Here is a 12521-nt window from a genome sequence, read left to right on the forward strand (position 1 = left end):
GTGGTCTTCTCTTCCCAGATTTTCTTGTTCTATTTTCTGCCGACGTTCCTGGTCGGCTACTTTGTGCTGTTCCGTGCCGGGGTCAAGCATTCCGGCCTGAATTTCTTTATCACGATTTTCAGTTACATCTTTTACGGCTGGCTCGAACCGTGGCTCGTCTTTTTGATGTTCGGCTCCACGCTCGTGGTGTACGTGAGCGGGCGGTTCATCTCTGCGCCGGGAGCGAGCAAGCGGCAACGTAACCTGGCGCTCCTCGCGGCGATTGTCGTGAACCTCGGTGCGCTCGGGTTCTTCAAGTATTACATGTTCGGCATGGGCGTTATCAACGACGTGGTGGCGAAGCTCGGTTGCGAGCCGTTCTCGGTGATGACGGTGCTGTTGCCGGTGGGCATCTCGTTCTATACGTTCCAGTCCATGAGCTACGCGATTGACGTGTGGCGCGGCACGGCCCCTCCGGTCAAGGACTTCGTGACGTTCGCCTGCTACGTGGCGCTGTTCCCGCAGCTTGTCGCGGGCCCGATTGTGCGTTACAATACGGTGGCCGAGGAACTTGCGACCCGCACGCACACGCTCGAGAATTTCGTTCGCGGCATCATGTTCTTCAGTTTTGGATTTGCCGAGAAGATTTTCCTCGCGAACCAGGTGGGCATCATCGCCGACCGCGTGTTTGCGGCGGACGCTCCCGGCGTGCTGAACTGCTGGTGGGGTAGCCTTGCCTACATGTTCCAGATCTACTTCGATTTCTCGGCGTACAGCAACATGGCGATTGGCCTTGGCCTGATGCTCGGGTTCCATTTCCCGCGCAACTTCAACGGCCCGTACCGCTCGGGGAGCATTACCGAATTCTGGAAGCGCTGGCATATTTCACTCACGAGCTGGTTCCGCGATTACCTCTACATCGCCCTCGGTGGAAACCGCGTGGGCAAGAAGCACCTTTATTTTAATTTGTTCATGGTCATGTTCCTGAGCGGTGTGTGGCACGGCGCGAACTGGACGTTCGTCTGCTGGGGCCTTTTCCATGCCTTCTTCATGATTGTGGAACGTGCGAATAACAAGAATGCGCTCTACTACAAGGCGCCGCGCGTGGTGCAGATAATTATTACGCAGGTGATTGTGCTGTTCGGCTGGGTGCTGTTCCGTGCCGATAACATTGGCGAGGCGTGGCGCATGTGGAAATCGATGCTCGGGCTTATGCCGGTAAGCGGCGCCGATACCATCTTGACTGCCGAGATCTTCACGCCCACGTGCATCGTGTTCATGGCCGTGGCAGCCCTGCTTTCGTTCTGGAAGTTCCGCAGTTTCGACTGGTGCAGCGAGGTGAAGACCTGGAAGGCCGCAGTCGCGCTCGGGCTCTTTGTTCTCGCGACACTTGCGCTCTTTACCCAGAGCTACAACCCGTTCCTGTATTTCCAGTTCTAAATCGCGAAAGGCGCTAAGTTAGGACTGCGCCCCGCACAATGCCCGTTTTAGGACTGTGCGGGCCTTTTCGGCGTGTTTTTTACTATCTTACCGAATATGAGTGAAAACCCGCAGAATGTAGAAGAGGCCGAGGAACTCGAGGAAGAACTCCCGAAAGTCGAGAGCAGCGAGGACCTTGCCCGCATTATCCAGGCTATCGTATTTGCATCGCCCGACATCGTGACCTTGAAGAAGTTGCGCGAGATTCTGGGCGACTTCCTGGATGCCCGTACCGTATCGGATGCGCTTATTGCCGCGAATGATTCCCTGAACAAGATCAATTCGCCGTTCGAGATTGTGGAACAGGCGGGCGGCTACCGTTTCCGCACGCGTGCGAAGTACTACCCGTGGGTCCGCAAGCTTTTCCCCGAGGCGAACGCACGCCGCCTGAGCCAGGCCGCACTCGAGACGCTCGCGGTGATTGCCTACCAGCAGCCGATTACGAAGGCGGCAATCGAGCAGGTGCGCGGTGTTTCTTCTGTGGATGGCCCGATCAGGAACTTGCTCGACAAGGGCTTTATTGCACTGGGTGCCCGCGCCGAGACGGTCGGCAACCCCTATACCTACGTGACGACGCAGGAATTCATGAAGTATTTCGGCATCAACCGCATTCCCGAGGACCTGCCGCGCCTGCGCGAGTTCAGCGAACTCCTGGAAGCGGGGACGCTCGTGCCGCAGTACGCGAAGCCCGAGACCGCCCCGACGGAACCGACTCCTCCCGAGGAGAATCCGGAGCAGATTGAACTGTCGATGGGAGACTTGTAATGGCTGTCACCCCGTTGATGCAGCAGTATTACGAGATCAAGAAACAGAACCCGGGCTGCATTTTATTTTTCCGCATGGGCGACTTCTTCGAACTGTTCGAGGACGACGCCGTCATAGCATCCAAGATTCTTGGACTTACGCTCACGAGCCGCAACAACGGCGCCTCGGGAGCGACCCCGCTTTGCGGGTTCCCGCACCATGCTGCCGACCGCTACGTGCCGAAGATGGTGGCGGCGGGTTACCGTATTGCGATTTGCGAGCAGGTGGAAGACCCGAAACTCGCGAAGGGCATCGTGAAGCGCGATATCGTGGAGATTATCAGCGCCGGTACCGCGATGGACGAATCGAACCTGAACGCGAAGGAGGCGAACTACCTGTTTGCCTACGTGCCAGCCGAGAAGGAGGCCGCGTTTGCCGTTGCCGACGTGACGACGGGCTACCTTGCCGTGTGTAGGAGTTCCATCCAGTCTTTCGAGTGCGAGTTCAGCCGTCGCATGCCCAAGGAAATCGTGATACCCGAGGGTGTCGAGATTCCGTCGAGCATCATGGACATGGTCAAGGCGGACAACGTGCTGGTGACGCAGATTCCCGAATTCATGTTCGGGGAGGAGCAGAGCCGCGACGTTCTGTTTAGCCACTTCAAGGTGGAATCGCTGGTGGGCCTCGGGCTCGATGGCCGCGATGCGGAAACGAAGGTCGCGGGTGCCCTGATGGCCTACCTGATGGACCAGAAGAAGTCGGAACTTTCGCACTTTACGGGTCTCGAGATATTGAATCTCGATGACTACATGACGCTTGACCCGAGCACGCTACGGAACCTGGAACTTACGCGCCCGCTGAATGCGGACGACTACTCGAGCACGCTCTGCTCGGTGTTGGACCATACGGTGACGGCGATGGGCGGGCGCACGCTCAAGGACTGGGTGAGCCACCCGTTGATTTCTGTGGACCGCATCCGCGAGCGCGAGGAAGCGGTTGCGGAACTGGTGCAGAACCCCGTGGCCCTTGACGAACTTAAGGAATCGCTCACGAGCATCCTCGACATGGAACGCCTGATGGGGCGTGTGGGGAGTGGGCGTGCCAACGCGCGCGACCTCGCGGGTATGGGCCGTTCGCTTTCGCAGGCATCGAAGGTGGCCGACGTGCTCGAGGGCCTGCGTTCCTCCATATTCGAAGGGCTCCGCAGCACGCTGGAAAATGCGCGTGGGCGTGGCGAGGAACTGTTGACGCAGTTCAACGAGGACTTACCGCTTACGGTGCGCGAGGGCGGGATGATTCGCCCGGGCGCGAATGCGGAACTTGACGCGATGAACGCCGACATCAAGGAAAAACGCGAATGGATTGCCTCGCTGGAAGGCCGCGAGCGCGAACGCCTCGGAATCCCGAGCCTGAAGGTCGGTTACAACCGCGTGTTCGGCTACTACATCGAGATTACCAAGGCCCAGATGGCGAAGGCGACAGGCCCGATCCCTGAGGAATATATCCGCAAGCAGACGACGGTGAACGGCGAGCGCTACATTACGCCCGAGATGAAGGAATGCGAATCCATCATCAGCAACGCCGAAGTGAATATCCACGACCTGGAATACCGTATTTTCTGTAGCCTGCGCGACCGCGTGAATGGCTGGCGTGGCGAACTCCAGGAGATTGCCGACGCGATTGCGAAGGTCGACACGCTCTACAGTTTTGCGCGGGCGGCCCGCAAGTACAACTACGCATGCCCCGAAGTTTTCGAGGGCTCGGGAATCGAGATCCGTGGCGGTTTCCATCCGGTGATTGTCGCCGTGAACCCGGACCTGGATTTTATCCCGAACGACGTTTCTCTTTCGCCCGATGGCACGCGCCTGATGCTCATCACGGGCCCGAACATGGCGGGTAAGTCGACTTACCTGCGCCAGACAGGACTCATCGTATTGATGGCGCAAATCGGCTGCTTCGTGCCGGCGGAATCTGCCCGCATTGGGGTAGTGGATCGCATATTCACCCGCGTGGGGGCGAGTGACCGCCTGAGTCGCGGGCTCAGTACCTTCATGGTCGAGATGATCGAGACCGCAAACATCTTGCGGAACGCGACTCCGCACAGCCTTGTGCTGCTCGATGAAATCGGGCGCGGCACGAGCACCTTCGACGGGCTTTCCATCGCCTGGGCGATTGTGGAGACCCTCCACGACGAGCCCGCACGGCAGGCGCTGACCCTCTTCGCGACGCACTACCACGAACTCACCGGGCTCGTGGAAAGCCTCGAGCATGCGGGCAACTTCCAGGTGGCCGTGCAGGAGAAGGGCGACAAGCTCGTGTTCCTCCACAAGATTCTGGCGGGCGCCTGCGATTCTAGTTATGGTATCCATGTGGCCGAGATGGCGGGCCTCCCGAACAACGTTGTCCGCAGGGCGAGGAAGATTCTTCTCCGACTCGAGAAGGAAAAGATTGACCCGAGTGACGGCGCCGTGAAGAAAAAGCAGAAGGAACACCCGCAGCTCGACATGTTTGCGCCGCCCGACGAGAACACGCAGCTGTTGAAGGACGAAATCCGTAGGCTCAAGCCCGAGGAAATGACCCCGATGCAGGCGCTCCAGCGCTTGATGGAACTGAAGGAAGCGTACGGGAAATAACTGCTATGCAAGGAGATCCCCGCCGGAGCCTGCCCTGAGCAAGCCGAACGGGTGGGGATGACGATGTAGTATGATAGACTTTGCTGCCATAATGGAACATGCTTTCGCGAACCGTCCGTACCTTTCGGACGTTCACGGCATAGAGCATTGGCACCAGGTGGAAGCCAACGGCCTTTTTTTGGCTTCGCGGACGGGAGCCGATGTTGATATCGTTCGCCTGTTTGCCATATTCCACGACAGCAAGCGCTTTGACGACGGTTACGACCCCGAGCACGGTGAGCGCGGTGCCGAATTTGCAAAGGAATGCCGCGAGGCGAAACTGTTCGAAATCGATGCCGCCCGCTTTGAAAAGCTTTATCATGCGTGTATGTTCCATACGCACGAGCGGAGCGCCGGTGACCCGACAATCGACACCTGCTATGACGCTGACAGGCTCGACTTGGGTAGGGTAGGGTTCCCGCTCGACCCGCAAAAAATGGCCACCTCTTTCGGTAGCCAGATTGCTTCACTTTCGCTGAAGCAGCAGGTTTCTGTTTTTGCAATGCGCGAATGGTTACGCGCGCTGCCGCCGGGTCTTCGCTAGAAGCCCAGGCTGATCTGCCCCATATAGATACGTTCTTCGTCCTGACCGGTGAAGTAGCCGAGTTCTTCTGCCCATGTCGCGAATTCAAACGTCACGAAGCGCAGTACTTCGAGGCTCACGCCGGCAGAGGGGTAACCGCCCTTGAAACCGCCGGCAAGTCGCAAGCTCAGTGCTCGGATTTCGTTGTTGTAGCCGGGCCAGGCGAGCAGGGTCTGTTCCACTTCTAAGCCGAAGTTCAGGTGAGAAAGCGGCTTGTAGTTCTTCTCGGAATTAAAGGCGTCGGCATAGTCGCAGGCGAAGTTGAACTTACGGGCGTAAGCCGTGTTCTTGTTAAAGAATCTCGGGCTGTAGTTGAAGCCGACGCTCAGGTTCGGCGTAATCTTGTCGCCGGCGAGTTCCTTGAAGTACACGTCGCGCAGCGAGGCACCCACGCGGATTTCGCGAGTGAGCTGGTAGAGCACGCCGAAGTCGAGGCCGAACGAGATGGACTCGAAATCAAAGATGCTGTGGGTCGCATCGTCATATCGGTCTTCGAGGGTGTCCTGGATCGAGGCGTAGTTCAAGATATCGATGGTAATCACTTCGACCTTGTGGCGCTTTGCGGCCTTTGCACCGATACCTACGGAGAACTTGTCGGTGAAACCGTAGGCGAAACCGCCCTGCACCACGCCGTCCACATAGAACGTGTCTACGCCGAGGAACGGGAGCACGAGGCCGCCGTCAAGGTACGGGGCTACGCTGGCGTCGACCCACACGGCACCGCCGAAACCGTGGATGGCGAGTTCCGCGTCCATCTTGAGTTTCATGGAGAGGTACTTGTGGTCGTAGGAGTTAATCTGGTGCACAAGTTCAGGATGGGCGGAAAGGGTGTCCATCAGGAGGTCGCTCTCGCTCACGCCCAAGGCATCGGCCGCATCGTGTACACGCTGGTAGAGTTTCTGCAGGTCCTTTGCCACGTTATAGGTGGAGAAGTAGCTTTCGAACGGGCCTGCACCGCCCAAGTTCAGGCGGGCATCACCGAAGAAGTTACGCGGGTAGTAACCCTGTTCGGGGCGCTTGTCGTAGTTACCCAGGCGGTTGATCTGGGAAAGGCCGGCATAGTTGTAATAGATGGCTTCCTTGTCGTCGACGACAGCCACATGGGCGTTACCCATGGATTCGCCACGCATGGAATGGTGCGTCGGTGCCTTGGCGGCAAAGACCGCAGTTGCCAGTCCGAGGGAAATAAGGGCAGCAATAATCCGTTTCATCGTTAATCCCTCCCTTCGAACCACTTGAGGAAGGTTTCTTCGGTGTAGCCGGCCCAGCATCCGCCGATGTTTGTCTTGCGCCATGCGAGGTCGTACTTGATGTTGTTCACGTCGGTATCCTGCTTGACCAGGTTCTTGAGGTCGGTCAGCGTCAGCTCGACTGAATAGTGCCAGAAGCCTTCTGCAGAGAAGGCGACAAACCTATGGTCGCCAACGAGGTCGCGGTCGTTGGAATTCTCGATATTGAAAGTCCTCTCCGGTTCGTCGGCCTTTTGGCCGTTCATGTCGATATCAAGTTCGTCGTAGAATTCGTCGGACTTGACGGACTGGACTTGGCCGAACTTGTGCTTGAGGAGGTCAGTCTCGAGGACGAGAAGCTTGTTGTTGCGCATGTCTTCGTCGACGAGCCCGTCGCCATCGTTGTCGTAACCGTCTGCGATTTCTTCGTCGATACAGCCGTCGCCGTCGTTGTCCATCATGTCGCCCATCGAGGTGTAGCTCAGGATGCCGTCAGAACTCTTCTCGACGGCGTCGCTTGCGGTAATGAGGTACGATGCCATGGTCTCGGTGGCAACGGTGAGTCCGCTATCGGAGAGGAGGGCAGCCTCCGGCACATAGGAACGCAGCACTTCGGTAGCGATGCTCGGGTCGGCTGCGACGGCCTGGCCGATATCGCCTAGGGTGCCGAACAGTTCCACTGCCGTTTCGCCCATTTCCTTCATGGAACTCCAGTCGATGTCGATGGAGGGCGGGTTCGTGGAAACGTTAAACATCTTGGTCAGGTCTTTAGAGGAGTTGCGGAGAATAAGTGCGGCCTTGGTAAGGTGGAGAACCGTGTAGCTGGCCGAAATGGTCTTGAACGTCACCTTCTTGTCGGTCCTGTCGGTAGAGTCCCTGTCGATGAACGGGGTGAGGACCTTCATTACGGAATCGATGCCGTTCTTGTAGTGCTCGGCGGTGGAATCGTCCATGTTCATGAATCCGCTCTGGCCGTTTTTCGAGTTCGCGTACTTGAGCATTTCGAAAACGTTCAGCTTCTGCTGGTTCAGAACGCTCTTGGCGAGCCCGTACCATGCTTCCGAGGCGGTAGAATCCACGGCAAGCGCCTTTTCGAAGTATACCCTTGCCTGGGTATATTCGGCCTTGCGGAAATAGATATAGCCTTCGTAGGTGAGAGCTTCCACGTCGTCGGAGTTGATGTTTACGGATTCGGTCGGGTTGAACAGGTTACAGCCCGCAATCCCTGCAGTGAGCGCAAGCGCCGTATACAACCACAGTTTCTTTATACGTTTCATAGACCATTCCTAAAAAGCGAGTTTTCGAAAGGAATTCGATAAGAAAAAAATAACTTTCTTTGTATGAATTGTTTTGCTTTTATGGGGTATTCCTGGTGTTTATGGCTCAAAAGTCTTTTTTTCCCGTCTAAAATGGACAAAAGCGGCTAATGAAGATATATTTGTGCCCGATGGAACTTTGTCGCGACTATTTTCCGACCCGAGCCTACAGGATTGCCGAGATGCGCCTGGGGTCTTTGCTGGGTGCGGAACGTGACCGCCTGGATGCGATTGCGGAACGGCTCGGGCGCGACTATGCCATTGGCCCCGACAACCTCAAGGCGGAACTTGCGAGTATCGTGTCGTTTGCGGAAAACTACCATGCCGCGTACGATGCCTACCTGAAGGCGGTTCTGCCGCAGCAGGAAAAAACCATCCAGTGCAGGGCGGCCTGCGGGAACTGTTGCCACCATTACCCGATGTCGGTGGAACCTTTCGAACTGATTTTTCTGTATCAGAAATTGCGTGAACGCGACGACCTGATTACGGTGATGGAATCTTGCCGCCTTCGCACGGATACCTTTAATAACTTGTTTGAAAAGCGCCTGGAATCCGTAGGTTCGGAAGACGAGGCCGAAGACCTCGCTCTGCATGATTATTTCGCGGAATGGATGCCCTGCCCGTTTTCGGACAGGAAGGGCGATTGCGGAATCTACGGGCTGCGTCCGGTATCTTGCCGCATGTACTTTAGCCAGACGGACCCGTGCTTCTGCAGGCCCGAGACTCTCCAGACTCCGCAGAACGAGAGCTACATCGTTTACCTTCCCGACAATATCGAGGAGGCGCTCGTCGGTATTTCGGAACATTATGCCGGCCTTGAACTCCCCGAAAGCTATTTTGGCGGGCTCCTGTCGATGAACGTTTTTGAAGGGGTGCTGGACTGATGGCCGATAACGGACAGATGAATTTCTTCGACCAGCTGGGGCTCCCTCTTGAGGAGCCTATCGGCCCCGATCCGGCACTTGCCCGCAAGATGTCGAAGTGTTCCGCGAACGGCCTCGTGCATTTCAAGTATAACCCGCGCATGAAACGCAGCATAAGGTGCAAGGCGAACTTCCTGTTCGGGCATCCGGAGGTCTTGCTGCCCGAATACATGGCGGCGCCCGAGTTTGCCGCGGCACGTGAACTTGCTGCCGAGTGGGCCGAACATGCCGTAAAGCGCAAGACCAAGAAAAACAAGGAAATTGTCAAGGACCTGGTGGCGCGCTTTTGGACCGTGGTAGACCAGGTGCTTGTCGACAAGGGGCGCGCTCCGCTCGAGAGCGGGGGGAGGCTACCGCCCATAAGGCCGAAGGGCAAGTACTTTAATCTTGACGATGTGCTAGAGGCGATTAACCACACGTATTTCGAGGATTCCCTGCAGTGCCGCATTACGTGGAGTAACCGTGTGGGTGGGCTAAGTTACCATTCCATGCGCAAGGACCCGCTGACGGGCGAGGAATTCCACCTGATAAGCATAAGCAAGGGGTACGATGCCGCGAACTGCCCGCTCTATGCGGTTGCAGGAGTGGTGTACCATGAATGCCTGCATGTCGTGATTCCTGTCGAGGAGAAGAACGGCAGGCGCGTTGTCCACGGGCGCGTCTTTAGGCAGCGCGAACGTCAGTATATCTATTACGACGAGTGGATCAAGTGGCACAAGGAAGTGCTGCCCAGGAATATCCGGGCGATGCACCGCCATAAGGAACTCTAGAATTTCGGATAGCCGTCCTTGAGGCGCTCGTCGTAGACGGCGCGTTCACCGCCGATAAACTTCGGGCGGGTGCGGGCGGCGATAACGGATGCCTGCCCGATGGTCTTCTGCAAAAGGCGGAGGGGGACAGCGACTTCTTTCAGGTGCATCCCGATGAGGGTGCCGCCGATGTCGAGGCCCGCATCGGCCCTGATATGCTCGATGGCTACTGGATTCCTGAATGCCTTGTAGCAGGCGGTGGCAAACGACCCGCCTGCCTTGGGCTGCGGGACAACGTTCACGATGTCGGCATTCGGAACGGCCTCGTGCTCGATGATGATGGCCCGGTTCAGGTGCTCGCAGCACTGTGCGGCGATGTAGATGCCGCGCGGTGCGAATACGCCCTGGAGCGCTTCGAAAATGGCCTTGCCGGCCTCGGGTACGGAATGGCTCCCGAGCTTTTGCCCGAGCGTCTCGCTGGTACTGCAGCCGATGACCACGATTTGGCCTTTTCCGAGGTGTGCTGCTTCTACGAGTTCTTCAGCAATGCGTTTTGCGTCGCCTTGGATCTGTTCCAGGATGCTTTTGTCGTCAATTTCGTAAGTTATGCCCGCCATCTTAGGCTCCTTTTTTGTTTCGCAATAAAAGATAGGTAAAAATTGTGAGGATGATGCTTGCTTTTTTGTTCACTATGTGTTATATTTATACTGCACAAAGGTTCAAGTGAATAAATGAGTATAGTATGGATGTCCGTGAAAAGCTGAATATTCTTTCTGCCGCCGCCAAGTACGATGTTTCGTGTACATCGAGCGGTTCGCGTCGTTCTGCACCGCCGCGAGGCCTGGGCGATGCTTGCCCAGCTGGTATTTGCCACACGTGGTCTTCGGACGGGCGCTGCGTTTCGCTCCTGAAAATACTGCTTTCGAATGCCTGCAAGTACGACTGCGCGTACTGCGCGAACCGCCGGAGCAACGATATCCCGCGGGCGACATTCACCCCGAAGGAGGTTATAGACCTCACGCTGGAATTTTACCGCCGTAACTATATTGAGGGCCTGTTCCTGAGTTCTGCGGTGGTGGGCTCGCCGGATACCACGATGGAGAGGCTCGTAAGGGTGGCGAAGGAACTGCGCAGGGTCCACAGGTTCGGCGGATATATCCACCTGAAAAGCATTCCGGGGGCATCCGAGGCGCTGCTACACGAGGCGGGGCTCTATGCAGATCGCACCAGCGTGAATATCGAGGTCCCGTCGGAGCGGTCGCTTACATACCTCGCGCCCGAGAAAAACTACGCCTCCGTGTACGCTCCGATGAATTACTTTGCCGAACGCAAGATTGAATATTCGGCGGGCCGTATCGGGCGCTACACCCCGAATTTCTTGCCTGCGGGGCAGAGCACGCAGATGATCGTGGGAGCCTCGGGCGAGAGCGACTTGCAGATTCTTACACTGTCGGCGGGGTTCTACAAGCAGCAGCGCCTGAAGCGAGTGTACTTCTCGGGATACGTGCCAGTCAATGCCGACAAGCGCCTGCCTGCCTTGACCACCAAGCCGCCTCTGGTGCGCGAACACCGGCTTTACCAGGCGGACTGGCTCATGCGCTTCTACAAGTTCGACTACGACGAGATTCTCGACGCGAAGCACCCGAACCTGGACCTGAATCTCGACCCGAAGGCGGGCTGGGCGCTGAGGCATCCGGAGTTCTTCCCGGTTGACCTTCAGACGGCGGACTACGAGATGATTCTGCGGGTTCCCGGTATCGGCGTAAAGTCGGCGCAACTTATAGTCTCGAGCCGCAGGTACTGCAAGATACGCCTAGAAACCCTCAAGAAGATGGGTGTCGTCCTCAAGCGGGCGAAATACTTCATCTACCATCCCGACATACCCGCGGGTGTCCGGCAGTTCTATCCCGAGATGATACGCCCCCTGTTGCTCGCTCCCGCGAAGTCGCAACAACTGGATCTGTTCAACCCGCCAACTACGCTCGCGCTGCCTTCGCCGACGCTTGCGCCGGCAGCAACAACTGGACCGCAACTTTTGGCGGTAGGGTAAGCCCATGTCTATCTGTATTTCATACGATTCTACATTCGACGGCTTCTTGAGCGCTGTCTTCGAAATCTATTCTCAGCATCTTGACGTGGAAAGATTTGTTCCGGACCGCGATACCGATGCGGTTGGCGATCTGTTCCAACAGAATTTCCGCGTGGAGACGAACGAGGATTCCGCGATGCGCTTGCAGCGTGCCATCGTGAACCAGGCGAGCGGGGAAGTGCTCTCCCTGCTCAATGCTGCGTTCCTCTCCGAGGAGGAGGGGGTTGAGATGCAAATACTTGCCTTCCTCCGCAAACTTTTTGCGGGCGACGACCCGAATTACGGTAAGAATCCCGCATCTCCCGAGATGCTCCCGCTGTACAAGCTTGCGGGCTCCGTGCGGCACGAGGCCGGCAACATGCTCGGTATGGTGCGCTTCTCGAAGGCTCCTGGGAATTTCTATGTGGCCAGGATCGAGCCGAAATACGATATCCTGCTCATGCTGGAATCTCATTTTACCAACAGGTTTGCCGAGGAAAAGTGGGTTATCTACGATGCGAAACGCCGTTACGCGTTGCTCCATGAACATGCCGGAGCGTGCCGTGTGGTCGATATTTCCGACGATGCGGCCTTGGTGAAGGCAATCAATACGGATGACTTTACTCGGCTGTGGCAGGACTACTACAAGTCCATCGCCATCAAGGAACGCGAGAACCCGCGGCTGTTGCGCCGTTGCTTGCCAGTGCGTTACTGGAAAAACTTGCCTGAACGCCAGACTGCCTGTAACCTTGCCCTCTGATCCCAAATAAAAAGAGCCC

The 12521-nt window shown here is 57.0% G+C and carries 11 protein-coding genes; 8 read left to right on the forward strand and 3 right to left on the reverse strand.

Features of this window, described 5'->3' with window-relative positions:
- The 4 genes from B7994_RS03650 (at window position 1) to B7994_RS03665 (ending at window position 5418) form a co-directional block, all read left to right on the forward strand.
- Window positions 1-1419 (forward strand): MBOAT family protein, encoded by a 1419-nt coding sequence (locus B7994_RS03650; protein ID WP_088637096.1) that lies wholly within the window; start codon window positions 1-3, stop codon window positions 1417-1419.
- 96 nt (window positions 1420-1515) lie between these two features.
- Window positions 1516-2223, forward strand: coding sequence for an SMC-Scp complex subunit ScpB (gene scpB / locus B7994_RS03655; protein ID WP_088637097.1), 708 nt, complete (start codon window positions 1516-1518; stop codon window positions 2221-2223).
- Complete coding sequence (mutS, locus tag B7994_RS03660; protein WP_088637098.1) at window positions 2223-4835, forward strand: DNA mismatch repair protein MutS; 2613 nt, start codon at window positions 2223-2225, stop codon at window positions 4833-4835. Before scpB ends, mutS begins: the two co-directional genes overlap by 1 nt.
- A gap of 70 nt (window positions 4836-4905) precedes the next feature.
- On the forward strand, window positions 4906-5418 hold the full coding sequence (locus B7994_RS03665; RefSeq protein ID WP_088637099.1) for a hypothetical protein: 513 nt from the start codon (window positions 4906-4908) through the stop codon (window positions 5416-5418).
- Here B7994_RS03665 and B7994_RS03670 read toward each other — a convergent pair.
- Window positions 5415-6668, reverse strand: a complete 1254-nt coding sequence (locus B7994_RS03670; RefSeq protein ID WP_088637100.1) for a hypothetical protein — start codon at window positions 6666-6668, stop codon at window positions 5415-5417. The genes B7994_RS03665 and B7994_RS03670 overlap by 4 nt on opposite strands.
- A 2-nt stretch (window positions 6669-6670) precedes the next feature.
- Window positions 6671-7963, reverse strand: coding sequence for a M48 family metallopeptidase (locus B7994_RS03675; RefSeq protein WP_144063730.1), 1293 nt, complete (start codon window positions 7961-7963; stop codon window positions 6671-6673).
- A 149-nt stretch (window positions 7964-8112) separates the two neighbouring features.
- On the opposite strand from B7994_RS03675, the gene B7994_RS03680 reads away from it, so the two are divergent.
- Together B7994_RS03680 and B7994_RS03685 are read left to right on the forward strand one after the other, a co-directional pair.
- The gene (locus B7994_RS03680) at window positions 8113-8886 is read left to right on the forward strand and encodes a YkgJ family cysteine cluster protein (RefSeq protein WP_233142991.1); all 774 of its coding nucleotides are present in this window, start codon (window positions 8113-8115) and stop codon (window positions 8884-8886) included.
- Entirely contained in the window at window positions 8886-9695 is an 810-nt protein-coding gene (locus B7994_RS03685; protein ID WP_088637103.1) for a hypothetical protein, read from the forward strand. The genes B7994_RS03680 and B7994_RS03685 overlap by 1 nt, the downstream gene beginning before the upstream one ends.
- Here the strand turns inward: B7994_RS03685 and B7994_RS03690 are convergent.
- Window positions 9692-10291: a TIGR01440 family protein gene (locus B7994_RS03690; protein WP_088637104.1), complete on the reverse strand. Its 600-nt coding sequence runs from the start codon at window positions 10289-10291 to the stop codon at window positions 9692-9694. The two genes, B7994_RS03685 and B7994_RS03690, sit on opposite strands and share 4 nt — an antisense overlap.
- 125 nt (window positions 10292-10416) lie before the next feature.
- Here B7994_RS03690 and B7994_RS03695 point away from each other — a divergent pair, with 125 nt between their 5' ends.
- Window positions 10417-11724: a putative DNA modification/repair radical SAM protein gene (locus B7994_RS03695; protein ID WP_088637105.1), complete on the forward strand. Its 1308-nt coding sequence runs from the start codon at window positions 10417-10419 to the stop codon at window positions 11722-11724.
- A 4-nt stretch (window positions 11725-11728) separates the two neighbouring features.
- Window positions 11729-12502, forward strand: coding sequence for a TIGR03915 family putative DNA repair protein (locus B7994_RS03700; RefSeq protein ID WP_088637106.1), 774 nt, complete (start codon window positions 11729-11731; stop codon window positions 12500-12502).
- The last annotated feature ends 19 nt before the right edge of the window (window positions 12503-12521 follow it).

Origin of the sequence: Fibrobacter sp. UWR2 (genome assembly GCF_002210285.1) — a bacterium.
Lineage (GTDB): Bacteria > Fibrobacterota > Fibrobacteria > Fibrobacterales > Fibrobacteraceae > Fibrobacter.

Bases quoted from the DNA above. Each gene is read 5' to 3' on its own strand.
- scpB (WP_088637097.1), top strand. From the start codon at position 1,516: ATGAGTGAAAACCCGCAGAATGTAGAAGAGGCCGAGGAACTCGAGGAA.
- mutS (WP_088637098.1), top strand. From the start codon at position 2,223: ATGGCTGTCACCCCGTTGATGCAGCAGTATTACGAGATCAAGAAACAG.
- B7994_RS03665 (WP_088637099.1), top strand. From the start codon at position 4,906: ATGATAGACTTTGCTGCCATAATGGAACATGCTTTCGCGAACCGTCCG.
- B7994_RS03670 (WP_088637100.1), bottom strand. From the start codon at position 6,668: ATGAAACGGATTATTGCTGCCCTTATTTCCCTCGGACTGGCAACTGCG.
- B7994_RS03675 (WP_144063730.1), bottom strand. From the start codon at position 7,963: ATGAAACGTATAAAGAAACTGTGGTTGTATACGGCGCTTGCGCTCACT.
- B7994_RS03680 (WP_233142991.1), top strand. From the start codon at position 8,113: ATGAAGATATATTTGTGCCCGATGGAACTTTGTCGCGACTATTTTCCG.
- B7994_RS03685 (WP_088637103.1), top strand. From the start codon at position 8,886: ATGGCCGATAACGGACAGATGAATTTCTTCGACCAGCTGGGGCTCCCT.
- B7994_RS03690 (WP_088637104.1), bottom strand. From the start codon at position 10,291: ATGGCGGGCATAACTTACGAAATTGACGACAAAAGCATCCTGGAACAG.
- B7994_RS03695 (WP_088637105.1), top strand. From the start codon at position 10,417: ATGGATGTCCGTGAAAAGCTGAATATTCTTTCTGCCGCCGCCAAGTAC.
- B7994_RS03700 (WP_088637106.1), top strand. From the start codon at position 11,729: ATGTCTATCTGTATTTCATACGATTCTACATTCGACGGCTTCTTGAGC.